The sequence below is a fragment of the Streptomyces sp. NPDC042346 genome (assembly GCF_055581845.1).
In genome coordinates this window covers 24,260-49,937 of record NZ_JBVJEH010000009.1, presented here as the reverse complement: position 1 = coordinate 49,937, position 25,678 = coordinate 24,260, and the positions used below count along the sequence as shown (strand labels likewise).

24 protein-coding genes are annotated in these 25,678 nt (G+C 71.7%); 10 read left to right on the top strand and 14 right to left on the bottom strand.

Features of this window, described 5'->3' with window-relative positions; translation table 11 throughout:
• The first annotated feature begins 39 nt into the window (after positions 1–39).
• The 3 genes from pknB to ACZ6K0_RS30110 all read left to right on the top strand — a co-directional run bounded on the left by pknB (position 40) and on the right by ACZ6K0_RS30110 (position 3,479).
• Positions 40–1,971 carry a Stk1 family PASTA domain-containing Ser/Thr kinase gene (pknB, locus tag ACZ6K0_RS30120; protein ID WP_376395457.1) on the top strand — a complete coding sequence of 644 codons (1,932 nt, stop codon included), beginning with the start codon at positions 40–42 and terminating at the stop codon, positions 1,969–1,971.
• A 6-nt stretch (positions 1,972–1,977) separates the two neighbouring features.
• Positions 1,978–2,829 carry a deoxyribonuclease IV gene (locus ACZ6K0_RS30115; protein WP_469228337.1) on the top strand — a complete coding sequence of 284 codons (852 nt, stop codon included), beginning with the start codon at positions 1,978–1,980 and terminating at the stop codon, positions 2,827–2,829.
• Positions 2,830–2,921: 92 nt separating this feature from the next.
• On the top strand, positions 2,922–3,479 hold the full coding sequence (locus tag ACZ6K0_RS30110) for a DUF4396 domain-containing protein (protein ID WP_469228339.1): 558 nt from the start codon (positions 2,922–2,924) through the stop codon (positions 3,477–3,479).
• 39 nt (positions 3,480–3,518) lie between these two features.
• Here ACZ6K0_RS30110 and ACZ6K0_RS30105 read toward each other — a convergent pair whose 3' ends face one another.
• Entirely contained in the window at positions 3,519–4,169 is a 651-nt protein-coding gene (locus ACZ6K0_RS30105) for a sulfite oxidase-like oxidoreductase (protein WP_469228341.1), read from the bottom strand.
• 183 nt (positions 4,170–4,352) lie between these two features.
• Between ACZ6K0_RS30105 and bfr the strand changes: the two genes are divergently transcribed.
• Positions 4,353–4,829, top strand: coding sequence for a bacterioferritin (bfr, locus tag ACZ6K0_RS30100; RefSeq protein ID WP_043223049.1), 477 nt, complete (start codon positions 4,353–4,355; stop codon positions 4,827–4,829).
• A gap of 11 nt (positions 4,830–4,840) precedes the next feature.
• On the opposite strand, the gene ACZ6K0_RS30095 is transcribed toward bfr, so the two are convergent.
• A complete protein-coding gene (locus ACZ6K0_RS30095; RefSeq protein ID WP_376395470.1) occupies positions 4,841–5,095 on the bottom strand; it encodes a (2Fe-2S)-binding protein in 255 nt (84 codons plus the stop codon).
• Positions 5,096–5,230: 135 nt separating this feature from the next.
• On the bottom strand, positions 5,231–6,583 hold the full coding sequence (locus ACZ6K0_RS30090) for a class II 3-deoxy-7-phosphoheptulonate synthase (RefSeq protein WP_376395473.1): 1,353 nt from the start codon (positions 6,581–6,583) through the stop codon (positions 5,231–5,233).
• Positions 6,584–6,737: 154 nt separating this feature from the next.
• Between ACZ6K0_RS30090 and ACZ6K0_RS30085 the strand changes: the two genes are divergently transcribed.
• The 3 genes from ACZ6K0_RS30085 to ACZ6K0_RS30075 all read left to right on the top strand — a co-directional run bounded on the left by ACZ6K0_RS30085 (position 6,738) and on the right by ACZ6K0_RS30075 (position 11,695).
• The gene (locus ACZ6K0_RS30085) at positions 6,738–9,557 is read left to right on the top strand and encodes an N-acetylmuramoyl-L-alanine amidase (RefSeq protein ID WP_469228344.1); all 2,820 of its coding nucleotides are present in this window, start codon (positions 6,738–6,740) and stop codon (positions 9,555–9,557) included.
• Between the two features lie 101 nt (positions 9,558–9,658).
• Positions 9,659–9,715 carry a trp operon leader peptide gene (locus tag ACZ6K0_RS30080; RefSeq protein ID WP_071892416.1) on the top strand — a complete coding sequence of 19 codons (57 nt, stop codon included), beginning with the start codon at positions 9,659–9,661 and terminating at the stop codon, positions 9,713–9,715.
• 105 nt (positions 9,716–9,820) lie between these two features.
• Positions 9,821–11,695, top strand: a complete 1,875-nt coding sequence (locus ACZ6K0_RS30075) for an anthranilate synthase family protein (RefSeq protein ID WP_469228346.1) — start codon at positions 9,821–9,823, stop codon at positions 11,693–11,695.
• A gap of 55 nt (positions 11,696–11,750) precedes the next feature.
• On the opposite strand, the gene ACZ6K0_RS30070 is transcribed toward ACZ6K0_RS30075, so the two are convergent.
• The 4 genes from ACZ6K0_RS30070 to ACZ6K0_RS30055 all read right to left on the bottom strand — a co-directional run bounded on the left by ACZ6K0_RS30070 (position 11,751) and on the right by ACZ6K0_RS30055 (position 15,614).
• The gene (locus ACZ6K0_RS30070) at positions 11,751–12,764 is read right to left on the bottom strand and encodes a 2-hydroxyacid dehydrogenase (RefSeq protein WP_469228347.1); all 1,014 of its coding nucleotides are present in this window, start codon (positions 12,762–12,764) and stop codon (positions 11,751–11,753) included.
• A 92-nt stretch (positions 12,765–12,856) separates the two neighbouring features.
• Positions 12,857–13,543 (bottom strand): response regulator, encoded by a 687-nt coding sequence (locus tag ACZ6K0_RS30065; protein ID WP_376395488.1) that lies wholly within the window; start codon positions 13,541–13,543, stop codon positions 12,857–12,859.
• Complete coding sequence (gene macS / locus ACZ6K0_RS30060) at positions 13,540–14,760, bottom strand: MacS family sensor histidine kinase (protein WP_469228349.1); 1,221 nt, start codon at positions 14,758–14,760, stop codon at positions 13,540–13,542. The genes ACZ6K0_RS30065 and macS overlap by 4 nt, the downstream gene beginning before the upstream one ends.
• A 122-nt stretch (positions 14,761–14,882) precedes the next feature.
• Positions 14,883–15,614, bottom strand: coding sequence for a lysophospholipid acyltransferase family protein (locus ACZ6K0_RS30055; protein ID WP_376395494.1), 732 nt, complete (start codon positions 15,612–15,614; stop codon positions 14,883–14,885).
• 178 nt (positions 15,615–15,792) lie between these two features.
• Between ACZ6K0_RS30055 and ACZ6K0_RS30050 the strand changes: the two genes are divergently transcribed.
• Together ACZ6K0_RS30050 and ACZ6K0_RS30045 are read left to right on the top strand one after the other, a co-directional pair.
• Positions 15,793–16,575: an alpha/beta hydrolase gene (locus ACZ6K0_RS30050; protein ID WP_376395497.1), complete on the top strand. Its 783-nt coding sequence runs from the start codon at positions 15,793–15,795 to the stop codon at positions 16,573–16,575.
• Positions 16,568–17,323: a hypothetical protein gene (locus ACZ6K0_RS30045; RefSeq protein WP_469228352.1), complete on the top strand. Its 756-nt coding sequence runs from the start codon at positions 16,568–16,570 to the stop codon at positions 17,321–17,323. Before ACZ6K0_RS30050 ends, ACZ6K0_RS30045 begins: the two co-directional genes overlap by 8 nt.
• A 122-nt stretch (positions 17,324–17,445) precedes the next feature.
• On the opposite strand, the gene ACZ6K0_RS30040 is transcribed toward ACZ6K0_RS30045, so the two are convergent.
• The 6 genes from ACZ6K0_RS30040 to ACZ6K0_RS30015 all read right to left on the bottom strand — a co-directional run bounded on the left by ACZ6K0_RS30040 (position 17,446) and on the right by ACZ6K0_RS30015 (position 22,400).
• Positions 17,446–18,192 (bottom strand): endonuclease/exonuclease/phosphatase family protein, encoded by a 747-nt coding sequence (locus ACZ6K0_RS30040; RefSeq protein WP_469228354.1) that lies wholly within the window; start codon positions 18,190–18,192, stop codon positions 17,446–17,448.
• Positions 18,193–18,270: 78 nt separating this feature from the next.
• A complete protein-coding gene (locus ACZ6K0_RS30035) occupies positions 18,271–19,212 on the bottom strand; it encodes an ROK family glucokinase (RefSeq protein WP_376395505.1) in 942 nt (313 codons plus the stop codon).
• Between the two features lie 66 nt (positions 19,213–19,278).
• Positions 19,279–19,878 carry a DUF5304 domain-containing protein gene (locus tag ACZ6K0_RS30030; protein WP_469228356.1) on the bottom strand — a complete coding sequence of 200 codons (600 nt, stop codon included), beginning with the start codon at positions 19,876–19,878 and terminating at the stop codon, positions 19,279–19,281.
• 41 nt (positions 19,879–19,919) lie between these two features.
• Positions 19,920–21,050: an ArsA family ATPase gene (locus ACZ6K0_RS30025; RefSeq protein WP_376395511.1), complete on the bottom strand. Its 1,131-nt coding sequence runs from the start codon at positions 21,048–21,050 to the stop codon at positions 19,920–19,922.
• Between the two features lie 31 nt (positions 21,051–21,081).
• Entirely contained in the window at positions 21,082–21,525 is a 444-nt protein-coding gene (locus tag ACZ6K0_RS30020; RefSeq protein ID WP_376395514.1) for an SRPBCC family protein, read from the bottom strand.
• A gap of 107 nt (positions 21,526–21,632) precedes the next feature.
• Positions 21,633–22,400 (bottom strand): metallophosphoesterase family protein, encoded by a 768-nt coding sequence (locus ACZ6K0_RS30015; RefSeq protein ID WP_376395517.1) that lies wholly within the window; start codon positions 22,398–22,400, stop codon positions 21,633–21,635.
• Positions 22,401–22,654: 254 nt separating this feature from the next.
• Between ACZ6K0_RS30015 and ACZ6K0_RS30010 the strand changes: the two genes are divergently transcribed.
• Positions 22,655–24,451 (top strand): AMP-dependent synthetase/ligase, encoded by a 1,797-nt coding sequence (locus ACZ6K0_RS30010; protein ID WP_376395520.1) that lies wholly within the window; start codon positions 22,655–22,657, stop codon positions 24,449–24,451.
• An 81-nt stretch (positions 24,452–24,532) separates the two neighbouring features.
• Here ACZ6K0_RS30010 and ACZ6K0_RS30005 read toward each other — a convergent pair whose 3' ends face one another.
• A complete protein-coding gene (locus ACZ6K0_RS30005; protein ID WP_469228359.1) occupies positions 24,533–25,675 on the bottom strand; it encodes a glycosyltransferase family 4 protein in 1,143 nt (380 codons plus the stop codon).
• Between the last annotated feature and the right edge of the window lie 3 nt (positions 25,676–25,678).

Genomic DNA, 25,678 nt, shown 5'->3' with positions numbered 1-25,678 from the left:
CGCGCGGGGGCCGTGTCCACGGCTCGTAGACTCGACGCCGTGGACACGACCCTTCAGGACCCCCTCGTCGGGCGGCTGCTCGACGGCCGCTACCGCGTCGACGCGCGCATCGCCGTCGGCGGGATGGCCACGGTCTACCGGGCCGTCGACACCCGCCTCGACCGCGTCCTCGCGCTCAAGGTGATGCACCCCGCCCTCGCGACGGACGCCGCCTTCGTCGAGCGCTTCATCCGCGAGGCGAAGTCCGTCGCCCGGCTCGACCACCCGAACGTGGTCGGCGTCTTCGACCAGGGCGCCGAGGGCGCGTACGTCTATCTGGCGATGGAGTACGTCGCCGGCTGCACCCTCCGTGACGTCCTGCGCGAGCGCGGCGCCCTCGCGCCCCGCGCCGCGCTCGACATCCTGGAGCCCGTCCTCGCCGCGCTGGGCGCCGCGCACCGGGCCGGATTCGTGCACCGCGACATGAAGCCGGAGAACGTCCTGATAGGGGACGACGGCCGGGTGAAGGTGGCCGATTTCGGTCTCGTACGGGCCGTGGGCTCGGCGACCGCCACCACCGGCTCGGTCCTCGGCACGGTCTCGTACCTCGCACCGGAGCAGATCGAGCACGGCACGGCCGACACCCGCGCCGACGTGTACGCCTGCGGCGTCGTGCTGTACGAGATGCTGACCGGCGGCAAGCCCCACGCGGGCGACACCCCCGCCCAGGTCCTCTACCAGCACCTCCACACGGACGTGCCCGCTCCGTCCGCCACCGTCCCCGGGCTCGCCCTGGAGCTGGACGAGCTGGTCGCGGCCGCCACGGCCCGCACCCCCGAGGTCCGCCCGTACGACGCCGTCGCGCTGCTCGCCCTGCTCCGGGAGGCCCGCGCCGTCCTCACCGACGAGCAGCTGGACGCCGTGCCGCCGCAGGCGCGCTCCGCGGCCCGGGACACCGCCGACGACCGGACCAGCGTGATCGCCCGCGCCGTACCGGCCGAGGCGGACCTCCCGCAGGTCCAGCAGGTGGAGCACACGAACCGGCTGCCCGCCCCGGAGGCTCCCCCGGCGGGCCCCCGCCGGCGCGCTGCGCGTGGTCTCCGCGCGCCCCGCGGCCCTCTCCTCATCGTCCTCGGGGTCCTGCTCGCGCTCGGCCTCGGCACCGGTGTCTGGTACATCAATTCCGGCCAGTTCACCCGCGTACCGGCCGTCCTCGGCCAGACCGAGGCCAACGCGACACAGCGGATCAAGGACGCAGGCCTGGACGTCGGCACGACGAAACGTGCCTTCAGCGACGTGTACGAGCGCGGCGCGGTCATGGCCGTCGACCCCGCCCCCGGCGAACGCGTCCGGGGCAACGCCACGGTCGTCCTGACGCTCTCCCGCGGCCCCGAGATCGTGAAGGTGCCCAACCTCAGGAACAAGCCGCTCCCCGAGGCCAAGCGCCTCCTCAAGGAGGAGGGCCTGGCCCCCGGGGTGATCACCAGGGAGTTCAGCGACTCCGTCGCCCAGGGCGCCGTGATCGGCTCCGACCCCGAGCCCGGCACCGAGCGCCGCCCCGACTCGGCCGTCGCCCTGGTGGTCAGCAAGGGCTCGCCGATCGACGTGCCCGACGCCACCGGCGAGACCGTCGCCGACGCCACGGCCACGCTCCAGGAGGCCGGCCTCACCGTGCGGGTCGCGCCGGAGCGGATCAACTCCCCGGAGGACGCCGGCACGGTCGCCGCCCAGTCCCTCGCCGAGGGCAGCCGGGCCGCCGAGGGCGACACGATCACCCTCACCGTCTCCAAGGGGCCGAAGCTGGTCGAGGTCCCGGACGTCACGGGCGAGTCCACGGACGACGCCCGTACGGCGCTGGAGGACGCGGGCTTCGAGGTGGAGGTCAAGAAGTCCTTCCCCTTCCTCGGCAACACGGTCGCGAGCCAGTCCGTGGAGGGCGGCTCCACCGCCCCCGAGGGCTCCACCGTCACCATCACGATCAAGGGACTCTAGAGACTCATGCGCAACCCCGTCGGCGGTCACGTCCCCGTGGCCGGTGGCCTCGCCACGACCGGCCTCGCCTACGCCCGCGTGCTCGGCGCCGAGACCGTGCAGGTCTTCGTCGCCAACCCGCGCGGCTGGGCCACCCCGGTCGGCAATCCGGCCCAGGACGAGCGGTTCCGGGCCGAGTGCGAGGCCGGGTCGATCTCGGCCTGGGTCCACGCCCCGTATCTGATCAACTTCGGCTCGCACACCGAGGCCACCGTGGAGAAGTCGGTCGAGTCGCTGCGGCACTCGCTGCGCCGGGGCCGCGAGATCGGCGCGAAGGGCGTCGTGGTGCACACCGGCTCGGCGACCGCGGGCCGCCCCCGCGAGGTGGCCCTCGCGCAGGTGCGGGAGCGGATGCTGCCGCTCCTCGACGAGCTGACGCACGAGGACGACCCGTACCTCCTCCTGGAGTCGACGGCCGGCCAGGGCTTCTCCCTCTGCTCGCGCGCGGAGGACTTCGGCCCGTACTTCGACGCCCTCGACCGCCACCCCAGGCTCGGCATCTGCCTCGACACCTGCCACATCTTCGCGGCGGGCCACGACCTCGCGGAGCCGGGCGGCGCGGTACGGACGCTCGACGAGCTGGTGGCGACCGTCGGCGAGGGCCGGCTGAAGCTGATCCACGCCAACGACTCGAAGGACGTCGTGGGCGCCCACAAGGACCGCCACGCCAACATCGGCGCCGGTCACATCGGCGAGGACGCCTTCCGCGCGCTGCTGCGCCACCCGGCGACGGACGGGGTGCCGCTGATCATCGAGACCCCGGGCGGCACGGAGGGACACGTGGCCGACGTGGAACTCCTGAAGAAGCTGCGCGACTGAGCGGGGGCACGGGTTTCCTGTTGAGGAATACCCCAGGGGGGTATACGGTTCTTGCAACGGCAGGAACCGCTACCCGACCTTGGGGGGCACTCATGCAGCACGACGCGCACACGCATCACGACCACAGCGAGCACCAGAGCCACGCTGCACACCAGGACCACGCCGAGCACCAGGACCACCACGAGCACCACGGTCACCACCGCGCGGACGGCGAGGTCTCCTGGGCCATGGCCGCCAAGGCCACGCTGCACTGCCTCACCGGCTGCGCCATCGGCGAGATCCTCGGCATGGTCATCGGCACGGCGCTCGGCTGGGGCAACCTGCAGACGATGATCCTCGCGATCATCCTGGCGTTCTTCTTCGGCTACGCGCTCACCCTGCGCGGCATCCTGTCCGCCGGCGTCGACTTCAAGACGGCCTTCAAGGTCGCGCTCGCCGCCGACACCCTCTCCATCCTGGTCATGGAGATCATCGACAACGGCATCATCGCCCTCTGGCCGGGCGCCATGGACGCGCACCTCGACGAGCCGTTCTTCTGGATCGTGCTCGCCATCGCGCTCGCCGCCGCGTTCGTGATCACCACGCCGGTGAACAAGTGGATGATCGGCCGCGGCAAGGGCCACGCGGTGGTCCACCAGTACCACCACTGACCGAACGGACCGGGAGACGCCCCAGGACGGTCCGGAGCGCTACAGCTCCGGGCCGTCGCCCGGTTCCTCCTGGTACGAGTAGCGCTGCTCCGTCCACGGGTCACCGAGGTTGTGGTAGCCGCGCTCCTCCCAGAAGCCGCGGCGGTCGGCGGCCATGTACTCCACGCCCCGGACCCACTTGGGCCCCTTCCAGGCGTACAGGTGCGGGACGACGAGCCGCAGCGGGAAGCCGTGCTCGGCGGTGAGCAGCTCGCCGCCCTTGTGCGTGGCGAAGATCGTGCGGTCCGCGGCGAAGTCGGAGAGCCGCATGTTGGCGCTGTAGCCGTACTCGGCCCACACCATCACGTGCGTGACCTGCGGCGCCGGCGGAGCCAGTTCGAGGATGGTCCGGGCGCGCACCCCACCCCATTCGGCCCCGAGCATGCTGAATTTCGTCACGCAATGCAGATCGGACACGACCGTGGAGAACGGCAGGGCCGAGAACTCCTCGTGGTTCCAGCACCGCTTGTCACCGTCCGCCGTCGCACCGAAGACGCGGAACTCCCAGCGCTCCGGCTTGAACTTGGGGACGGGGCCGTAGTGGGTGACCGGCCAGCCGCGCTGCAGCCGCTGACCCGGCGGGAGGTCCGGCGAACGATCCGGCCCCCCCGCTTCCCCTTCCCGGCGTTCTCCGCTCTCCGGCTGACCCATGTCATCCATGGTGACAGACGGCGAGGGGTGGTCATGACCAGCCAACCTCCCCCCGTCCGAGATTCGGGCAACTCCCACTAAGCCTGCACTTACTGGACGCCCCCCATTCGGGGTGCGAGGATGCGGCCATCCTGCCCAGTGACGGTACGGACACGCAACGTGGAAGTGGAAGGAGCCTCTGCGATGCAGGGCGACCCCGAGGTCCTCGAGTTCCTCAACGAGCAGCTGACCGGCGAACTGACGGCCATCAACCAGTACTGGCTGCACTACCGCATCCAGGACAACAAGGGGTGGACGAAGCTCGCCAAGTACACCCGTGAAGAGTCCATCGACGAGATGAAGCACGCGGACAAGCTGACCGAGCGCATTCTGATGCTCGACGGCCTGCCCAACTACCAGCGTCTCTTCCATGTACGGGTCGGCCAGACGATCACCGAGATGTTCCAGGCGGACCGCCAGGTCGAGGTGGAGGCCATCGACCGCCTCAAGCGCGGGATCGAGGTCATGCGCGCCAAGGGGGACGTCACGTCCGCCAACCTCTTCGAGGAGATCCTCGCCGACGAGGAGCACCACATCGACTACCTGGACACGCAGCTGGAGCTGATCGAGTCCCTGGGCGAGGCGCTCTACATCTCGACGCTGATCGAACAGCCCAGCTAGGTACGGGCGGCTCAGGCGGCCTCGGAGAGCCCCTCGGGCTCGACCGCGTCAGAGGCCAGGGCGGGCATGCCCTGGTTCAGAAGCTCGCGCCTCGGGCAGTTGCCGCGCCCGAGGATGGCCTGGATGCGGCGGACGCAGGAACCGCAGTCCGTTCCGGCCTTGCAGGCCGAGGCGATCTGGCGGGGCGTGCAGGCGCCCGCGTCGGCGTGGTCCTTGACCTGCTTCTCCGTGACACCGAAGCATGAGCAGACGTACACGCGGTTCACCTCCCGCCGAGATCGATAAGGCTAACCTAACCTTACCCGGCGGTCCCGAGCCTCAAAAGCCCTGGATACGACGATGGGGCGCGGATCACATGGATCCGCGCCCCATCGTCGTAGGTACCTACGTACTGATCACGCTCACTGGTCCCGGTACATCTCCGCGACGAGGAACGCCAGGTCGAGCGACTGGCTGCGGTTGAGGCGCGGGTCGCAGGCCGTCTCGTAGCGCTGGTGCAGGTCGTCGACGAAGATCTCGTCGCCGCCGCCCACGCACTCGGTGACGTCGTCACCGGTGAGCTCGACGTGGATGCCGCCCGGGTGGGTGCCCAGCGCCTTGTGGACCTCGAAGAAGCCCTTGACCTCGTCGAGCACGTCGTCGAAACGGCGCGTCTTGTGGCCGGAGGCGGCCTCGAAGGTGTTGCCGTGCATCGGGTCGGTGACCCAGGCGACGACCGCGCCCGAGGCGGTGACCTTCTCGACGAGCTCGGGGAGCTTGTCGCGGACCTTGTCGGCGCCCATGCGGACGATGAAGGTCAGGCGGCCGGCCTCGCGGTCCGGGTCGAGCCGGTCGATGTACGTCAGCGCCTCGTCCACCGAGGTGGTCGGGCCCAGCTTGATGCCGATCGGGTTCGCGATCCGCGCCGCGAACTCGATGTGGGCGTGGTCGAGCTGGCGGGTGCGCTCGCCGACCCAGACCATGTGGCCGGAGGTGTCGTACAGCTTGCCGGTGCGCGAGTCCGTACGGGTCAGGGCGCCCTCGTAGTCGAGCAGCAGCGCCTCGTGGGAGGCGTAGAACTCGACGGCCTTGAACTCGGCCGGGTCGGTGCCACAGGCCTTCATGAAGTTCAGCGCGTTGTCGATCTCCCGCGCCAGCTGCTCGTAGCGCTGACCCGAGGGGGACGACTTCACGAAGTCCTGGTTCCAGGCGTGCACCTGGCGCAGGTCGGCGTAGCCACCGGTGGTGAAGGCACGCACCAGGTTGAGCGTGGAGGCGGAGGCGTTGTACATCCGCTTCAGGCGCTCGGGGTCCGGGATGCGGGACTTCTCGTCGAAGCCGAAGCCGTTGACCGAGTCGCCGCGGTACGTCGGCAGGGTCACGCCGTCACGGGTCTCGGTCCCCTTGGAGCGGGGCTTCGAGTACTGGCCGGCGATGCGGCCGACCTTCACCACGGGAACGGAGGCGGCGTAGGTGAGGACGGCGCTCATCTGGAGCAGCGTCTTGAGCTTGGCCCGGATGTGGTCGGCGGACACGGCGTCGAACGCCTCGGCACAGTCGCCGCCCTGGAGCAGGAACGCCTCGCCACGGGCGACGGCTCCCATCCGGGCACGCAGCTGGTCACACTCGCCGGCGAAAACGAGCGGAGGATACGACTCGAGGTCCGCGATCACATCGCGCAGGGCCTCGGCATCGGGGTACTCCGGCTGCTGCGCCGCGGGCAGGTCTCGCCAGGTCGCCTTGGCGACGGCGTGGGTATCAGCGTTCACGGTCACGCGCACAACACTACGGGGTCCTTCGCCCGATCTCGTCCCCCTGCCCAATGGCTGAGACGCGCGCCCGAAATGTCGGTCGACGATCTTCACGCCTTCGGGTGGTGTTACCCTCTGGCCCGTTTAACAAGTAGACAGTCGATTCACAGGGGTGGGCGTGACCCAGAGGCACCGCAGGGACCGCAACAAGAAACGACTCATGTACGGAGCGGCGGCCGCGGTCGTCGCCACGGCCACGATCGGCACCCTCGCGGTCGCCTCGCCGGGCCTCCTCGGCGCGGCGGACGCGAAGCCGGCCGCTGGGGACTCTTCCCTCCAGTCGCAGTTCGCAAACGCGGCGCGCGAGTTCGACGTGCCGCAGAGCGTGCTGATGGCGGTGTCGTACCGCCAGACGCGCTGGGAGTCGCACGACGGGCAGCCGAGCACGACCGGCGCGTACAACGTGATGGGGCTGACGAAGGTCGACCCGGAGGACATCGAGGCCGACGCGAGCGAGGACCTCCTCCATCACCTCGTGAACGGCACCGGCGACCCGTCGATCGACAAGAAGATCGACAAGAAGAAGGCGCTCGCGCCCGTCCCCGAGACGACGGTCGACACCGACGACCCGAAGCTGCACACCCTGGACAAGGCCGCCGAGCTGATCGACGGCTCGACGGACTCCGTCCAGAAGGACTCGGCCGCTTCGATCCGGGCCGGTGCGGCACTTCTCGCCGAGTACCAGAAGCAGGCCGGTGCCGAGCTGTCCGACGACCCGGGCGCCTGGTACCCGGCCGTGGCCCGCTACAGCCAGTCCGACCGCAAGGGCGCCGACCTCTTCGCCCAGCGCGTCTTCGAGTCGATCAAGACGGGTGAGCAGGAGCTCACGGCCGACGGCGAGCAGGTCGTCCTGCCGGCGAACCCGTCGGTGGAGCCGGTCAAGCCGGCGAACGTACCGCTGGCGGCGGGCTTCGCGAGCACGACCGCGACCCCGACGGCCGAGTGCCCGACCACCGTGGCCTGTACCTTCACCCCCGCCTTGTACTCCGAGAACGACGGCAACTACAACATCGCGAGCCGCACCGCGAACGGCACCGGTGGCTTCGACATCCGCCAGATCGTCATCCATGACATCGAGGGCAGCCACGACGCTGCCGTGAACGTCTTCCAGACCCCGGGCAAGTGGGCGAGCGCGCACTACATCGTGCGTGCCGACGGTCGCGTGACCCAGATGGTCGAGACCAAGAACGAGGCGTTCCACGCGGGCAACAAGACGCTGAACATGCACTCGATCGGCGTCGAGCACGAGGGCTACGCCATCAAGGGCGACGCCGGCTGGTACACCGAGCCGGAGTACGAGTCCTCCGCGGCCCTCGTGAAGTACCTGGCCGCCAAGTTCTCCATCCCGCTGGACCGCGAGCACATCATCGGCCACGACGAGGTGCCGAGCATCCTGGACGACAAGATCCAGGACCATTGGGACGCGGGCCCGTTCTGGGACTGGAACCACTTCATGAAGCTGCTCGGCGCCCCCACCGGCGCCGGTGGCGCGGGCGGCCTCCTCCAGGCCGGGCAGCTCGTCAAGATCGTCCCGCCGTTCACCTCGGCCAACCAGCAGCAGATGAAGTACACGGAGAGGGTTGGTGACCAGGACGTCACCAAGACCACCGTCGCGCTGCCGGTCAACTTCGGCTACCTCTACTCGGAGCCCGTGGCCGACCAGACCAAGGCGCTGACCGACCCGTACTTCACGGCGGGCTGGCAGTGGGGTTCCAACTGGGCGAACAAGGTGACGGCCGGCAGCAGCCACGTCGTCGCCGAGTCGCGGACCGACTGGACCGCCATCTGGTACGGCGGCAAGAAGGCCTGGTTCTACAACCCCGGCGGCCAGTACACGGCCCCCGTGGCTGCGAAGACGGCGATCACCGCCAAGGACGGCGCCGCCTCGATCCCGATCTACGGCCGCGCCTACCCCGAGGACGCCGCGTACGCCGGAACCGGTGTCCCGATCCAGAGCAGCAACAACGCGTCGCTGACGCGGTACAGCCTCCCGGCCGGCCAGCTGTACACCAAGGCCGGGGACGCCGTGGTGGGCGACTACTACTCCAGCGCGTTCAACGTCGACGGCACCCGGGTCGCCGGCAAGACCAACGTCTTCATCCCGATCCGCTACAACCACCGCCTGGCATGGGTGAAGGCCGCAGACGTCAAGGAGGTCGCGACCAAGGCCCCGGTCAGCGCCACCAACCGCTACAACGTCCTCGCCCGGGACGCCTCCGGTGTCCTCTGGCAGTACCAGGGCACCGGCAAGGGCGCGTTCCTGAACCGGTACCGGGTCGGCCCCGGCTGGGGCGCGTACAACACGATCACCCCGATGACCGCGTTCCGTGCCGACGGCACCGGTGACGCCGTCGCCCGGGACAAGGACGGCGTGCTCTGGTACTACCGGGGCAGCGGCAACCCCTCCGCGCCGTTCGCGAGCCGCCTTCGGGTCGGCGCCGGCTGGAACATCTACGACAAGCTCCTCGGCGCTCGCGACATGAACGCCGACGGCCGGCCGGACCTGATCGCCCGCGACAAGACCGGCGTGCTGTGGCTGTACAAGAACACGGGCGCCTCCCCGAACCCGTTCGCCACCCGGGTCCGGGTCGGCGGCGGCTGGAACGTCTACAACGAGCTGATCAGCACCGGTGACATGACCGGGGACGGCAAGCCGGACCTGATCGCCCGCGACAAGACCGGCGTGCTGTGGCTGTACAAGAACACGGGCGCCTCCCCGAACCCGTTCGCCACCCGTGGCCAGGTCGGCGGCGGCTGGAACACCTACAACGTCATGGTCGGCCCGAGCGACCTCGACCTCGACGGCAAGCCTGACCTGATCGCCCGGGATGCCGCCGGCGACCTGTGGTTCTACAAGAACACGAACGGTTACCCCAACCCGTACGCCACCCGCGTCCGCGTCGGTGGTGGCTGGGGCATCTACAACCTGATCGTCTGATCGGGACAGCACGGCCTCGGGGCCCGGCTCGCACCGTCCACGGTGCGGACCGGGCCCCGTTTCCGTGGCCCGCCGGGGTCCCGCTGGGCTACAGTGCTCGCATGTTCGCGCCGCAGATCCAGAACTGGTGGTGGACCGCTCATCCGGCGGCCCACTGATCGCGCGTACACCGACTGACACGCGAAGGCCGCCCGAGGGGCGGCCTTTTCTCGTACCCGGGCCGTTCCTCTCCGTACTCTCCTCGGAAGGACCCCACCCACCCCATGGACCTCTCCCGTCTCCTGGACGACTCCTGCCCGCCCTTCGCCCTGCTGCGCAGGCGCACCCCCGGCCGTGACCACGACACCGTCGAGGTGCTCATCGGCCGGGTCCACGAGGCCGGGCTCCTCGCCGAGCTGCCCGTGGGCTCGCTGCCGACGCTCGCGCTCGTGCCCTTCCGGCAGATCCGGGAGCGCGGCTTCGACGTGCGGGACGACGGCACCCCGCTCTCCGTGCTCGTCGCGGAGGAGACGTACGAGCTGTCGCTCGCGGAGGCGCTGCGGCAGCTGCCCGCGCACGACGTGGCCGTCGAGGGCGGCGGGTTCGACGTCTCCGACGAGGAGTACGCCGGGACCGTGCGGCGGGTCATCGACGAGGAGATCGGCTCGGGCGAGGGCGCGAACTTCGTCATCCGGCGCACCTACACCGGGGAGATCCCGGGCTTCGGACGGGCCGACGCCCTCGCCCTGTTCCGGCGGCTCCTCGCGGGCGAGCGGGGCGCGTACTGGACGTTCGTCGTGCACACCGGCGACCGGACGCTCGTCGGGGCGAGCCCGGAGGTGCATGTGCGGATGACGGGCGGCACGGTCGTGATGAACCCGATCAGCGGCACGTACCGCTACCCGGCCGGGGCCGCCCCGACCCCCGAGGGCCTGCTGGCCTTCCTCGCCGACCGCAAGGAGACCGAGGAGCTCTCCATGGTGGTGGACGAGGAGCTCAAGATGATGTGCACGGTGGGCGACATGGGCGGGGTCGTGATCGGGCCGCGGCTGAAGGAGATGGCCCATCTCGCGCACACCGAGTACGAGTTGCGGGGCCGTTCCACGCTGGACGTGCGGGAGGTGCTGCGGGAGACGATGTTCGCGGCGACCGTCACCGGCTCGCCGGTGCAGAACGCCTGCCGGGTGATCGAGCGTCACGAGGCCGGTGGGCGCGGCTACTACGCGGGGGCGCTCGCCCTGCTCGGTACGGACGAGAGCGGGGCGCAGACGCTCGACTCGCCCATTCTGATCCGGACCGCGGACATCTCCTCGGACGGGAAGGTGCGGGTGCCCGTCGGCGCGACCCTCGTCCGGCACTCGGACCCGGCCGGCGAGGTCGCCGAGACCCACGCCAAGGCGGCCGGGGTGCTCACCGCGCTCGGGGTGCGGGAGGGCCGGCCGGCGGCGGACCCGGCGGCCGCGGCGCCCGCGCGCCTGGCCGACGATCCGCGCGTACGGGCGGCGCTGGACGCCCGGCGGGCCGACCTGGCGCCGTTCTGGCTGAAGATGCAGGCGCGGTCGGCGGAGCTGTCCGGGCACGCCCTGGTGATCGACGCCGAGGACACGTTCACGGCGATGCTCGCGCACGTGCTGCGCTCCTCGGGCCTTGAGGTGTCGGTGCTCCGTTACGACGAGCCGGGGCTGCGGGAGCTGGCCCTCGCCCACGAGGGGCCGGTCGTGCTCGGTCCCGGGCCGGGCGATCCGGCGGACGCCGGCGACCCGAAGATGCGGTTCCTGCGCGGCCTGACGGCCGAGCTGGTGCGGGACCACCGGCACGGTCTGCTGGGGGTGTGCCTGGGGCACGAGCTGATCGCCGCCGAGCTGGGCCTGGAGATCGTCCGCAAGCGGACCCCGTTCCAGGGGGCCCAGCTGCGGATCGACCTGTTCGGCCAGGAGCAGACCGTCGGCTTCTACAACAGCTTCACGGCCCGCTGCGACGACCGGGCGGCGACCGAACTCGCCCTGCACCGGATCGAGGTCAGCCGGGACCCGGAGACCGGCGAGGTCCACGCGCTGCGCGGACCGGGCTTCGCGGGCGTCCAGTTCCACCCGGAGTCGGTGCTGACGAGGGAGGGGGCCGCGCTGACGGCTTCGCTCCTCGCGGGCGTACTGGTCTAGGGCCTGTCCGGCCCTGATCCGCCGGACGAGCCCGGCCTGATCGACAAGACACCCCCTAGGGGGACACCCCCTGGGCGGGCCTCGGTACCAGGACGTTCTCGCTGCGCCGTCCCGCGGTGTAGTCGAGGACGTTCCGGACCGTGGTGTCGATGATCTGGCCGACCGCGTCGACGGTGTAGTAGGCCTGGTGGGAGGTGACCACCACGTTCGGGAAGGTGACCAGGCGGGCCAGGGTGTCGTCCTCGACGACCTCCAGGGACTTGTCGAGGAAGAAGAGCCCGGCCTCCGCCTCGTACACGTCCAGGCCGACCCCGGTGAAGCGGCCGGTCCTGAGCTCGGCGACCAGGGCCTCGGTGTCGATGAGCCCGCCGCGGCTGGAGTTCACCAGGATCGCGTCGTCCTTCATGGCCCGGAGGGCGTCGGCGTCGATGAGGTGGTGGGTGGACGGGAGCAGCGGGACGTGGAGGCTGATGAGGTCGGCCTCGGCGAAGAGCCGTTCCTTGTCCACGTACTCCATGCCCAGCGCGACGCAGACCGGGTTCTCGGCGACGTCCCAGCCGAGCAGCTTCATGCCGAAGCCGTCGGCGATCCGGGTGAAGGCCTCGCCGATCTTGCCGGTGCCGAGGACGCCGACGGTACGGCCCCGCAGGTCGCGGCCCATCAGTCCGTCGAGGCGGAAGTCGAAGTCGCGGGTCCGGTTGGAGGCGCGGACGATCCGGCGGTTGACCGCCATCGCGAGCGTCCAGGCGAACTCGGCGACGGAGTACGGGGAGTAGTACGAGACCCGGGCGACGGTGAGGCCGAGGCGCTCGGCGACCTCCAGGTCGATGTTGTTGAAGCCCGTGGAGCGCTGGGCGATCATCTGGGTGCCGCCGGCGGCGAGGGTCTGCAGGACCTTGTGGTCGAGGATGGCGTTGACGCTGGTGGAGACGATCTCGTAGCCGGCCGCGATGGGCGCGGTGTCCGGGGTGAGGAACACCTCCAGGCAGCGGACCTCGTGATGCCCCTCGAAGGCCTTCTCGATCAGGGGCTGCTCGTCCGCCTGCACGCCGAATGCCAGGATTTCCACGGATTTCCCCTAGAAGCGGTGATGGGCCGTATATGCGCGGTCCTCGCGAATATACGGCCCCTCACGTCCCCGCGCCCGGTGCGCAGCGCTCCTCAGGCGTCGTCGAGCCCGCGCTCGATGGCGTACCGGACGAGCTCCACCCGGTTGTGCAGCTGGAGCTTGCCGAGCGTGTTCTGCACGTGGTTCTGGACGGTGCGGTGCGAGATCACCAGGCGCTCGGCGATCTGCTTGTAGCTGAGCCCCTTGGCGACGAGCCGCAGGACCTCGGTCTCGCGCTCGGTCAGCTGCGGGGCCTTCGGCTCGTCCCCGCCGGCCGCCGGGACGGGCTCGGAGGCCAGCCGGCGGTACTCGCCGAGGACGAGGCCGGCGAGGCCGGGGGTGAAGACGGGGTCGCCGACGGCCGTCCGCCGCACGGCGTCGATCAGCTCCTCCGTACTGGCGGACTTGAGGAGATAGCCGGTGGCACCGGACTTGACCGCTTCCAGGACGTCGGCGTGCTCGCCGCTCGCCGAGAGGACGAGGACCCGCAGCGCGGGCTGCGCGCCGACGAGCTCCTTGCAGACCTGGACGCCCGGCTTGAGCGGCAGGTTCAGGTCCAGGACGAGGACGTCGGGTCCCGCCGCCGTCGCCCGGCGCACGGCCTGCTCGCCGTCGCCCGCCGTGGCGACCACGTCGAGGCCCGCCTCCGCGAGGTCGCGGGCGACCGCGTCCCGCCACATCGGATGGTCGTCGACGACCATCACCCTGATCGGCTGCCCGCCGGCCTGCTGCTCGCTCATCTTCCCTGTCCTGCCTTCCCCCGTGGAACCTTCAACTCGACTTCCGTGCCCTGCCCCGGGACCGAGATCAGCTCGGCCGAACCGCCCAGGTCCCGCAGTCTGCCCCGGATGGAGAGGGCGACGCCCATCCGGCCCTCGCCCTCGGCCTGCGCGAGGCGGCCCTCCGGGATGCCGGGGCCGTCGTCCCGGACGGTGACGATCACCTCGTCCGGCCAGTCCTCGACCAGGATCCAGGCCTGCGCCGCCTCCCCCGCGTGCACCCGGACGTTGTCCAGGGCGGCGCCGACGGCGGCGGTCAGCTCACGGGCGGCGGGCGGCGGCAGCAGGACCGGCGCGCCCGGCTCGGAGAGGGTGACCCGGGACCCGGCGCGCGGGGCGAGCAGCAGCCGCAGGTCGACGGGCGTGTCACCCGCGCCGAAGGGGGGTTCGTCCACCTCGACGACCCGCACGACCGCCCCCTCGGACTCGTCCTCCGAGACCAGGCTGGGCCGGGCGAGACCGCCCGCGACGAGCGTACGGAGCGCCACCTCCTGTTCCCCCGCCATCCGGCCGAGCTCGGCGGCCTCGCCGCCCAGGGCCGTACCGCGCCGCTGCACCATCGCGAGAACCTGGAGGACGCTGTCGTGGATGTCGCGGGCGAGCCGCTCCCGCTCCCGGGTCGCGGCCTCGATCTCCAGGGCGCGGGCGAGGGTGCGCTCGGAGGCGCGGGCCACCTCGACGACGTATCCGATGGCGATGGAGGCCACCCAGACGAGCAGGACGTTGTGGAAGGTGTCCCGGCTGGGGTGGCCGCGCTCGACGATGTTGGCGACGGCGACCAGGGAGGAGGCGACTCCGGCCCAGCGCCAGCCGCCCTTGATCGCGTACGCGAGGACGGAGCCGGCGGTCCATATCGACGGCAGGGTGGGGCCGTCGACGGACTGGGCGTGGACGTCGGCGAGCGGGGTGAGCAGGATGCCGGCGAGGGCGACGGTGAGGTCGGCGCCGAGGAAGCGTTTGGTGCAGCTGGCCGCGTTCGCCACCCTGGGGAGGGTCGCGAGGGTCCAGACGCACATCACCGCCAGATAGGCGACGGCGATCCAGGGCCGCTCGTACCGCTCCCGCCCGAAGGCGAAGATCAGGACGGCGTAGATCATCGTCAGGACGCGGTAGCCGGTCAGCGCCCGCCACAGCGGCTGCTCGACCGACATGCGCACGACACGCTCGCGCTTGGCCATCTCCCCCACCACCCCCGGACACCCCTGGGGGTGCCGTGCCGCTCTGCTTGTCCGCTCAGGCGCCCTGCCCGCTCAGGCGCCCTGCCCGCTGAGACGCCTTGTCCGCTAGGCGCCCTGTCCGCTCAGGCGCCGGACTCTTCCCGCGCGGCGATCTCGGCCTTGACGGCCTCCTTGGCCGCCTTCTCCGCGTCCGCGATCTGCCGCTTGGCGGCGGTCGCGTAGATGTCGACGTACTCCTGGCCGGACAGCTTCATGATCTCGTACATGACCTCGTCGGTCACCGAGCGGAGGATGAAGCGGTCCCCCTCCATGCCCTGGTAGCGGGTGAAGTCCAGCGGCTTGCCGATCTTGATCCCCGGGCGCATCAGCTTGGGGACGACCTTGCCGGGCGGCTGGATCTTCTCCGTGTCGATCATGGCGACCGGGATCACCGGCGCGCCGGTGGCCAGGGCCACGCGCGCGAGACCGCCGGGCTTGCCCCGGTAGAGACGGCCGTCGGGCGAACGGGTGCCCTCGGGGTAGATCCCGAAGAGCCCGCCGCTCTCGATGACCTCGATGCCGGCCTTGATCGCCGCCTCGCCGGCGCCGCGGGCCCCCGAACGGTCGACCGGCAGCTGGCCGACGCCCTTGAAGAAGGCGGCGGTGAGCTTGCCCTTCACGCCCGGGGAGGTGAAGTACTCCGCCTTGGCGATGAAGGTGACCTTGCGGTCCAGGACGGCGGGGAGGAAGAAGGAGTCGGAGAAGGAGAGGTGATTGCTCGCCAGGATCGCGGGACCCTCGGCCGGAATGTTCTCCAAACCCTCGACCCAGGGCCGGAAGGCAAGCTTCAGGGACCCTCCGATGGAGAACTTCATTGCGCCGTAGATCAACTCGCCATGCCTTCCGTGTGCCGTCGCGACGACTTTATCCCGTACCGGCCCACGGCCCCCGCTACGGCCCTGGTCGGTGTCGGTCCGGTCGCGTACCGTGAAGGTCCTTCCCCGATTTTCCGTCGCTTCGGCGCACCCGAAGTCGAACGAACAGGAGACCCCGGTGCCGGTCCTTCCCGGAGCCGAGCCGTACCGCCACGAAGGCGGAGAGGTCGGCGTCCTTCTCTGTCACGGATTCACCGGTTCCCCGCAGTCGATGCGCCCGTGGGCCGAGTATCTGGCCGACCGCGGGCTCACCGTGTCGCTGCCGCTGCTGCCGGGCCACGGCACCCGCTGGGAGGACATGCAGCTCACCACCTGGCACGACTGGTACGCGGAGGTGGACCGGGCGCTGCGCGAGCTTCTGGAGCGGTGCGAGACCGTCTTCGTCATGGGTCTCTCCATGGGCGGGGCGCTCACGCTGCGGCTGGCCGCGCAGCACGGTGACGCGGTGCGCGGCATCGTCCTCGTCAACCCGGGCAACAAGGTGCACGGCCTGGCGGCGCACGCGCTGCCGGTGGCCCGGCACCTGGTCCGCTCGACCAGCGGCATCGCGAGCGACATCGCCAAGGAGGGCGTGACGGAGGTCGGGTACGACCGGGTCCCGCTGCACGCCGCGCACTCGCTGCGGCAGTTCTTCCGTACGGTGGACGCGGAGCTCCCGCAGGTCACGCAGCCGCTGGTGCTGCTGCACAGCCCGCAGGACCACGTGGTGCCGCCGGCCGACTCGGCCCGGGTCCTGAGCCGCGTCTCCTCGACGGACGTCCGGGAGATCCTGCTGGAACAGAGCTACCACGTCGCGACGTTGGACCATGACGCGGAGCGGATCTTCGAGGAGAGCTGGGCGTTCGTCGAGCGTCTCGCCCCGAGTCCGGTCGACGGGAAGAGGAGCAGCAGCGGTGGCTGATCAGCAGGACGGCGGCGAGCGGGAGCCGCAGCCCATCGACGAGGAAGCGGCCTGGGCCGCGATCGTCGCCGGGTACGGGGAGGAGCCCGCGGATCCGCCGGGGGCGAGGCCGTACCGGCCGATCGAGAACCTCGCGCTGCCCGAGCCGGAGGAGGACGAGCCCGCGGACACGAAGCCGGGCGCGGGGACCCCTGCCGGCTCCAAGGCCGATGCGGGTACGGGGGCGGGCACGGCCTCCGGGACCGCGTCGGAGTCCGAGTCTGCGTCCGAGTCCGCGCCGGAGCCCGGCGGTGCGTCCGGGCCCGATGCCGGGACGGGTACCGGTAGCGGCCCGGACGCCGAGGCCTCGGCCGAGGCCGACCGGAAGCCGGAGGCCGGAGCGGAGAAGCCCGCGCTGGGCAGCTCCGTCGTCTTCGCGCCCGGGGTGCGGGTGAGCGGCCCCCGGGACTACTCCCCCGCCGAGCCGGAGGACGGCCCGGACGGCGCCGAGGAGGGCCACTTCGTCCCGCCGGAGCCCCCGCCGCTGCCGGAGGCGGACGCGACGACCAAGTTCGCCTGGCTGGGCGTGGTCGGCGGTCCGGTGCTGATGCTGGTGGCCGTCCTGCTCCAGTGGGACATGACCTGGTGGCTGACGACGGTCTGCGTCGGCGGCTTCCTGGGCGGCTTCGCGACCCTCGTCGCCCGCATGAAGCACGATGACGACGATGACGACGGCTTCGGCGACCCGGGCCGCGGAGCGGTCGTGTAACTCCCTTCTTGACGCCGCCCTCGCGCCGTTCGGCGCCGAGGGCGCCTCCCGGGCTTCGGACGGCTGCGCCGGACTCCGTCCGCCGACCGCGCGGCCGGGGCCCGGACGAAGACACTCCGCCGTCACACCGTCGCCGGCACACGCACCGCCGCCAACACGGGCAGGTGGTCCGTCGCCGTTCTCAGGTCCGTGGGGTCGAGGTGGGGCGGGACGCCGCAGCCGAGGAACTCGACGCCCGGGGTGGCCAGGATCGCGTCGATGCGCTGGTGCGGGTCGGCCGGGGTCGAGGTGTGCTCGCCGCCCCAGGGGCGCGCCGCCCAGCCGTCCCGGAGCTCCGTCGCGAGCCGGGTGAAGGCGGGGCCGTCGGGCCGTTCGTTGAGGTCGCCGGCCACGAGGGCGTGCGGGGTGCCCAGGGCGGCGACCCGGTCGAGGACCAGCCCTGCCTGGGCGTACCGCTCGTCCTTCCGCAGGCTCAGGTGGCAGCTGATCAGCCCGACCCTGGCCCCGGCGAAGCGGACGACGGCGGTCGCGAGGCCGCGGCGGTGCAGGCCCGGGGTGAGCGGCAGCAGCACGTCCTCGGTGCGTTCCACGGTGGCCCGCAGCGAGCAGAGGAGCATCGGCCCGGCCGCCGTGGCGCCGCCGCTCAGCATGACGAGCTCGCTCTTCGCCGCGAGCCGGGCCGCGTGCTTGCGCCAGCGGAAGAAGCGCGGGGCCTCCTGGACGAAGACGAGGTCCGGGGCGCAGGCGCGGATCACCCGGGCGAGGGCGTCCTCGTCGTCGCGCATCGAGCGGACGTTGTAGCTCAGAACCCGGAGGACGGCCGAACCGTCCGCCTCGGTGCGGGAGTTGGGCAGCTCGCTGTTGGCCATGCCAGCCAACATACGACGACCGCCCGCCGTGTCCGAGAGGACGCGGCGGGCGGTCGTCGTATGCCTTCGTACGGGTGGTCAGCCCTGGCGGGCCAGGTCCGCCGCGCCGACCAGGCCGGCCTTGTTGCCGAGGCGGGCCGCGAGGACCTGCGCGTGCGGCCGCCACTGGCCGCCGATCAGCCAGCGCCGGAAGGACTTCCGGATCGGGTCGAGGACGAGGTCGCCCTCGTCCGAGACGCCGCCGCCGACGATGAACGCCGAGGGGTCGAAGAGCGAGGCCAGGTCGGCGAGACCGGCACCCGCCCAGCGGGCCAGCTCGCGGAAGGAGTCCACGGCGACCGGGTCGCCCGCGCGGGCGGCCTGGCTGACGTGCTTGCCCTCGATGCCCTCGGGCGTGCCGTCGCCGAGGCCCAGCAGGACCGCCGCGCGCTCCGGGGTGGCGTTGGCGCGCTGCCTGGCGTACCGGACGAGCGCACGCCCGGAGGCGTACTGCTCCCAGCAGCCCTGGCTGCCGCAGCCGCACAGCAGGCCGTCGGGGACGACCCGGATGTGGCCGAACTCGGCGGCCACACCGAAGCGTCCGCGGCGCAGCTTGTTGCCGATGATGATGCCGCCGCCGAGGCCGGTGCCGAGGGTGATGCAGATGACGTCCTCGTGGCCCTGGCCCGCGCCGAACTTGTACTCGCCCCAGGCCGCCGCGTTGGCGTCGTTCTCGACGACGACGGGGAGGCCGACGCGCTGCTCGACCTTGTCCTTCAGCGGCTCGTGCCGCCAGTCGATGTTCGGCGCGAAGAGGACGGTGGCGCGCTTGTCGTCGACGTAGCCCGCGGCACCGATGCCCACGGCCTCGATCGAGTGACCCTTGCCCGCCTCGGAGACCGCGGCGCTGATCGCGTCGACGATGCCCTCGGGGGTCGGCGGGGTGGGCACCTTGTGCGTGTCGAGGATGTTGCCCTCCTCGTCGACCACGCCGGCCGCGATCTTCGTGCCGCCGATGTCGACGCCGATGGTGAGTCCCATGTGTCCCTCAGTTTTCGGTCGAGCCCCGCTACGGCCCACCGTACCCGAGGGGGACGGCCGTCCTGATCAGTCCAGGTCGATGTGCTGGCCCGTCGCGGGTCCTTCGTCGTCGCGCGGCGGCCCGTCCTTGCCGTCACCCTTGGCGTCGCTCGTGCCGTCACGCTTGCCGTCGCTCGTGCCGTCACGCTTGCCGTCGCTCGTGCCGTCACGCTTGCCGTCGCTCGTGCCGTCACGCTTGGCGTCGCTCGTGCCGTCGCGGTCGCCGCCGACGACGTCGGCCTCGCGGCGCGGGTCGTCCTCGGCCACGGTCCCGCCGCGGGTCCAGCGCGTCTCGTGGCCCTCGACCGCGGAGCGGTAGGCGGCGAGCAGTTCGTTCCCGGCGGCCGCGAGGTGGTCGAAGACCTGCGGGTTGCGCTCGATGACGGGCTCGACGACGGCCTTCGCCTGGCTGACGACCTGCTTGACGGTCTCGCCGCTGATGCCGCCCAGTCCGCCGAGCAGCGGGCCGCCGAGTCCCCCGGCGACCTTGTCGGCGACGGCGTCGAAGAGCTTGCGGAACTCCTCGGCGGCCGAGCCGGGCTCGGTCCCGCGTTCCGCACGGCGGCGGGCCTTCTCCGCCTCCAGGTCCTCGGCGCACGCCTTGGCCCACGCGTCCGAATCGCTCATGGCGTACTCCTCAGTGGCAGGTACTTCGACGGTACACGCCCTCAGGGGGTCCGCGGCCAGAGTCCCGGGTCCGGGGTGAAGCGCACCCTGAGGTCCCCGTCGACGAGCCCGGCACCGGTGACGGTGCAGCGGCGCAGGGCGGCCGGCAGGGGCAGGTGGCGGCGGAACGGGCCGACGGTCAGGAGCAGTTCGTCGCCGCGCCGGACGAGGGCGAGCTCCTCCTTGACGGCGCCGGGCAGCGGGATGTGCCAGACGAGTACGCCGTCCTCCTCCCGCCGGTCCTCGACCTCGCGTCCGGGTACGGGATCGAGGGGGGCGGCGGGCCGGCCGGGCGCCAGGAGGGCGAGGTCCTCGGCTCCGCGCGGGTCGCGGCCGAGGTGCGGCAGCTCGTGCACGACGCCCGCGGCGGTACGGAGCTCCGCCAGGTGCCGGTGCTGCTGGGTGGTGAGGCCGGCGAGCCAGGGGTCCTCGGAGTCGGCGGGCAGCAGCCGGTTGGCGACGACGGCGTCGAGGGCGAGGCCCTGGAGGGCGAGGCCGAGCCGGGCGGCGCGCAGGGCGCGGGTGGCGGCGGGTCCGGGTTCGAGGACGAGGCGGACGCTGGTGGTGGGGGCGTCGGCGACGGACTGGGCGGCGGCGAGCTCGGCCTCCCAGCGGGCGGTGGTCTCGTACAGCCACTGCGCGGGCATGGGGACCCCGGCGAGCTGGGCGAGCATCGGGCGCAGGGCGCGGGCGGCCTGCCGTTCGGGGGGCAGGAGGCGGCGCAGGTAGCGGCGGAGCTGCTCGGGCAGGGCGAGGAGGGCGAGGGCCTCGGGGAGCGGGGGCAGGTCGACGACGGCGAGCTCGTGGTCGCCCTGGGCGGCGTCGCGCAGGGCCCTCAGCAGGGCGAACTGGCGGCTGCCGGGGAGCTCGGTGAGTTCGGCGTCCTCGAAGGGCGTGGCGCCGAGGAGGTCGAGGGCGGTGCCGGAGCGGGCCTGGAGGGCGAGGAACTCGCGGCGGAAGTCCGCGGCGGGGTCGGGGCGCAGCACCCGGAGGTTCCCGTCGTCCGGCAGCGGGGCCGTGTCCTCCGAGACGAGCAGGACCCGGCGCCCGGCCCGCGCCTCGGCGAGGGCGGTCGCGGCGGCGACGGTGGTACGGCCGGCGCCGCCGAGGCCGGTGACAAGGATGATCCGCATGCGGAGGACGTTACCGTCGCCCTCCGCGGGGTCACTCGCCGGATTCGACGCGCTTCTTCAGGCCGGCCAGGGCGCGGTCGATGATGACCTTCTCGGCCTTGCGCTTGATCATGCCGAGCATGGGGATCTTGACGTCGACGGTCAGCTGGTACGTGACCTCGGTGCGGTCGCCGCCGCCGAGCGCGGCGAGCCGGTAGGAGCCGTCGAGGGAGCGGAGCATCTGGGACTTGACCAGGGTCCAGCTGACCTCGTCGGCGCCGGTCCAGGTGTACGCCAGGGTGTGGTCGTCCTTGATGGCGCCGGCGTCGAGGAGCAGCCGGACCTTCTCCGCGCGACCGGCGGCGTCCGTCTCCAGGACCTCGGCCTCCTTCACTTCGCCCGTCCATTCCGGGTAGCGGGCGAAGTCGGCGATCACACCCATGACGTCGGCCGGCGCCGCCTCGATGGTGATGCTCGAGCTGGTGTGTTCGGCCATCGCGGTGGCTCCTCCACTGTGCGGTCCGGCGAGAACTCGAAGGAAACAAAAGGCACAGACGTACAGATGTGCCGACGGAAGGCTATCGCGCCGTGACCCCGCGCCCGTCACCACTCCAGGGCGAAGGGCCTGCCCGTCGAGGCGAAATGGCCGACGTTGACGCACTCGGTCGCGGCGATCCGCATCCGCCGCGCGAGCGGCTGGTGGACGTGGCCGAAGAGGGCGTAGCGGGGCCGGGTGCGCCGGATCGCGTCGAGCAGGGCGCGGCTGCCGCGCTCGAAGCGGCGGGCGACGGTGTCGTACGTCAGCTCCGGCACGTCCGGCGGGATGTGGGAGCAGAGGACGTCGACGTCGCCGAGGGCCTCGACCTTGGCCGCGTACTCCTCGTCCGAGATCTCGTACGGGGTGCGCATGGGGGTGCGCAGGCCGCCGCCGACGAATCCGACGGTGAGGCCGCCGATCTCGACGCGCTGCCCGTCGAGGACGGTCGTGCCGGGTCCGGCGAACTCGGGCCAGAGCCGGGGGATGTCGACGTTCCCGAAGGTGGCGTAGGTGGGGGTGGGGAAGGCGGCGAAGAGCTCGGCGTACTGGCGGCGCACGGCGGCCTCGATGGCGGTGTCGCGGTCGACGTCCAGCTCGGCCCAGAGGCGGCGGCCCAGGTCACGGGCCTCGTCGAAGCGGCGGGCGGTGCGCAGCTCCACGAGCCGGTCGGCGTTCTCGACGCCGAAGAGGTCGGGGAAGATCCCGCGGCCGTGGTCGGCGTAGTCGAGGAAGAGGACCAGGTCCCCCAGGCATATGAGGGCGTCGGCGCCCTCCCCCGCCCTGGCGAGGTCTTCGGCGTTGCCGTGCACGTCACTGACCACATGGACTCGCATGAGCTCACCTTAGGGGGTGTCACCTGCGGTTACTTCCGAGTCGGGAAACCTGTGGATTACTGTGCGCACAGCACCGTCATGCATGTGTGACGCACGGAACATCTGGCCGGGACCCCCTATCGGAACCATCTACTGATGGGTAACGTCCGGGCAGTCCAGTCGTGCTCACCCCCACTGAGCACCTGCCCGATCATGGACCACACCGGCGCATCACACAGAGCCGTGGCGCCGGCGCCCGATGAGGAGCAGCAGTCTTGCGCGAGTTCAGCCTTCCGGCCCTGTACGAGGTCCCCACGGACGGCAACCTGACGGATCTCATCCGCCGCAACGCCTCCCGGCACCCAGACGTCGCCGTGATGGGGCGCAAGGTCGACGGGGCGTGGACGGACGTGACCGCGACGCAGTTCCTGGCGGAGGTCCGGGGGGTCGCCAAGGGGCTGATCGCCGCGGGCGTCGAGCCGGGCGACCGGGTCGCGCTGCTGTCCCGTACCCGCTACGAGTGGGTGCTGCTCGACTTCGCGATCTGGAGCGCCGGCGGCGTGACCGTGCCGGTCTACGAGACGAGCTCCGCGGAGCAGATCCAGTGGATCCTCGGCGACTCGGGCGCCTCGCTGGCGCTCGTGGAGAGCCCGGCGCACGAGGCGTCGGTGGAGTCCGTCCGGGCGGAGCTCCCGGAGCTCAAGGCCGTCCGGCAGATCGAGGACGGCGCGATCGCCCGGCTCACCGCCGACGGGGCGGACGTCTCCGACGAGCTGCTCGACGCGCGCATGTCGGCGGCGAACGCGGACGACCCGGCCACGATCGTCTACACCTCGGGCACGACCGGCCGCCCCAAGGGCTGCGTCCTGTCCCACCGGGCGTTCTTCGCCGAGTGCGGCAACATCGTGGAGCGGCTGAAGCCCCTCTTCCGTACCGGCGAGTGCTCGGTCCTGCTGTTCCTCCCGGCCGCGCACGTCTTCGGGCGGCTCGTCGAGGTCGCGTCCGTGATGGCGCCGATCCGGCTGGGCTGCGTGCCGGACATCAAGAACCTCACCGACGAGCTGGCCTCGTTCCGGCCGACGCTGATCCTGGGCGTGCCGCGGGTCTTCGAGAAGGTCTACAACTCGGCGCGGGCCAAGGCGCAGGCCGACGGCAAGGGCAAGATCTTCGACAAGGCCGCGCACACGGCGATCGCGTACAGCCGGGCGATCGGGACCCCCGAGGGCCCGTCCTTCGGCCTCAAGCTCAAGCACAAGGTCTTCGACAAGCTGGTCTTCAGCAAGCTGCGGGCGGTCCTCGGCGGGCGCGGCGAGTACGCGATCTCGGGCGGCGCGCCGCTGGGCGAGCGGCTCGGCCACTTCTTCCGGGGCATCGGCTTCACGGTCCTGGAGGGGTACGGCCTGACGGAGTCGTGCGCGGCGACCGCGTTCAACCCGTGGGACCGGCAGAAGATCGGCACGGTCGGGCAGCCGCTGCCGGGCTCGGTGGTGCGGATCGCCGACGACGGCGAGGTGCTGCTGCACGGCGAGCACATCTTCTCGCGGTACTGGAACAACGAGGCGGCGACGGCCGAGGCGCTGGCGGACGGCTGGTTCCACACGGGCGACATCGGCACGCTCGACGAGGACGGCTACCTCGCGATCACGGGCCGCAAGAAGGAGATCCTGGTGACGGCGGGCGGCAAGAACGTCGCCCCGGCGGTCATCGAGGACCGCATCCGGGCGCACGCGCTGGTCGCGGAGTGCATGGTGGTCGGCGACGGGCGCCCGTTCGTGGGCGCGCTCGTCACCCTGGACGAGGAGTTCCTCGGCCGCTGGGCGACCGACCACGGCAAGCCGGCGGACTCGACGGCGGCCTCCCTCCGCGACGACGCCGACCTCCTGGCGGAGGTCCAGCGCGCGATCGACGACGGCAACGCCGCGGTCTCCAAGGCCGAGTCGGTCCGCAAGTTCCGTGTCCTTCCCGCCCAGTTCACTGAGGAGGCGGGGCACATCACCCCGTCCCTGAAGCTGAAGCGCAATGTGGTGGCGCGGGAGTTCGCGGACGAGATCGAGGCGATCTACCGCGGCTGAGCCCGCCGCACGGCACAGACGGAAGGGGCCCGGGGTGATGTCACCCCGGGCCCCTTCCGTACGTCTCGGCGCGCATGCGGCTCAGAGCAGCTCGCGCAGTCGTTCCGCGAGGAGGTCCCAGCGCCACTTCTCCTCGACCCAGGCACGGCCGCGCTCGCCCATGCGGGCGCGGAGTTCGGGGTCGAGGAGGAGGGTGGCGACGCGGTCGGCGGTCTCCTCGGCGGAGTCGCCGCGGACGACCCAGCCGGTCTCGCCGTCGAGGACGGCGTCGGGGGCGCCGCCGGAGTCGCCGGCGACGACCGGGAGTCCGGTGGCCGAGGCCTCCAGGTAGACGATGCCGAGGCCCTCGACGTCGAGGCCGCCGCGGCGGGTGCGGCAGGGCATGGCGAAGACGTCGCCGGCGCCGTAGTGGGCGGGCAGCTCGGCCCAGGGGACGGCGCCGGTGAAGCGTACGGATCCGGCCACGCCGGTCTCGTCGGCGAGGCGGCGCAGGTCCTTCTCGTACGGGCCGCCGCCGACGATCAGGAGGACCGCGTCCGGGACCCGGCGCAGGATCGCGGGCAGGGCCCGGATCAGGGTGTCCTGGCCCTTGCGGGGGACGAGCCGGGAGACGCAGACGACGACGGGGCGGTCGCTGAGCCCGAGGCGGGCGCGGACCTCGGCGCCGCCCGAGTCGGGGTGGAACGTCTTCTCGTCCACCCCGGGCGGGAGCTGGACCATCCGCCCGGCGGCGGCGGGCGTGAGGGCCTCCGCGATCCGGGAGCGGGTGTACTCGCCGAGGTACGTGATGGTGTCCGTGGCCTCGCCGATCCGCCGCAGCAGCTGCCGGGCGGCGGGCAGCTGGGCCCAGCCTGCCTCGTGCCCGTGGGTGGTGGCGACGAGCCGCTTCGCGCCCGCCCTGCGCAGCGCGGGGGCCATCAGTCCGAGCGGCGCCGCGGCACCGAACCAGACGGAGCGGCAGCCGTGCTCGCGCAGCAGCGCGGTGGCGCGGGCGGTGACCCGGGGTGTGGGCAACAGCATGGTGGTGCGATCGCGGACAACCGTGAAAGGCTGTTCGGCGTCAAACAGAGCGGTCGCCTCGACCCCTTCGCGGCTTCGCTTCCAGGTGGAGGCGTAGACCACGATCTGTTCGGGGTCCAGGCGCAGCGCCATGTTGTGCAGGAACGCCTGGATTCCGCCGGGTCGCGGCGGGAAGTCGTTGGTTACGATCAGGGTCTTGTCCATCGT

Coding starts and splice junctions, on each gene's coding strand:
- ACZ6K0_RS30115 (WP_469228337.1), top strand. CDS start 1,978: ATGCGCAACCCCGTCGGCGGTCACGTCCCCGTGGCCGGTGGCCTCGCC.
- ACZ6K0_RS30110 (WP_469228339.1), top strand. CDS start 2,922: ATGCAGCACGACGCGCACACGCATCACGACCACAGCGAGCACCAGAGC.
- ACZ6K0_RS30105 (WP_469228341.1), bottom strand. CDS start 4,169: ATGGGTCAGCCGGAGAGCGGAGAACGCCGGGAAGGGGAAGCGGGGGGG.
- bfr (WP_043223049.1), top strand. CDS start 4,353: ATGCAGGGCGACCCCGAGGTCCTCGAGTTCCTCAACGAGCAGCTGACC.
- ACZ6K0_RS30075 (WP_469228346.1), top strand. CDS start 9,821: ATGGACCTCTCCCGTCTCCTGGACGACTCCTGCCCGCCCTTCGCCCTG.
- ACZ6K0_RS30065 (WP_376395488.1), bottom strand. CDS start 13,543: ATGAGCGAGCAGCAGGCCGGCGGGCAGCCGATCAGGGTGATGGTCGTC.
- macS (WP_469228349.1), bottom strand. CDS start 14,760: ATGGCCAAGCGCGAGCGTGTCGTGCGCATGTCGGTCGAGCAGCCGCTG.
- ACZ6K0_RS30055 (WP_376395494.1), bottom strand. CDS start 15,614: ATGAAGTTCTCCATCGGAGGGTCCCTGAAGCTTGCCTTCCGGCCCTGG.
- ACZ6K0_RS30040 (WP_469228354.1), bottom strand. CDS start 18,192: ATGGCCAACAGCGAGCTGCCCAACTCCCGCACCGAGGCGGACGGTTCG.
- ACZ6K0_RS30035 (WP_376395505.1), bottom strand. CDS start 19,212: ATGGGACTCACCATCGGCGTCGACATCGGCGGCACGAAGATCGCGGCC.
- ACZ6K0_RS30030 (WP_469228356.1), bottom strand. CDS start 19,878: ATGAGCGATTCGGACGCGTGGGCCAAGGCGTGCGCCGAGGACCTGGAG.
- ACZ6K0_RS30025 (WP_376395511.1), bottom strand. CDS start 21,050: ATGCGGATCATCCTTGTCACCGGCCTCGGCGGCGCCGGCCGTACCACC.
- ACZ6K0_RS30020 (WP_376395514.1), bottom strand. CDS start 21,525: ATGGCCGAACACACCAGCTCGAGCATCACCATCGAGGCGGCGCCGGCC.
- ACZ6K0_RS30015 (WP_376395517.1), bottom strand. CDS start 22,400: ATGCGAGTCCATGTGGTCAGTGACGTGCACGGCAACGCCGAAGACCTC.
- ACZ6K0_RS30005 (WP_469228359.1), bottom strand. CDS start 25,675: ATGGACAAGACCCTGATCGTAACCAACGACTTCCCGCCGCGACCCGGC.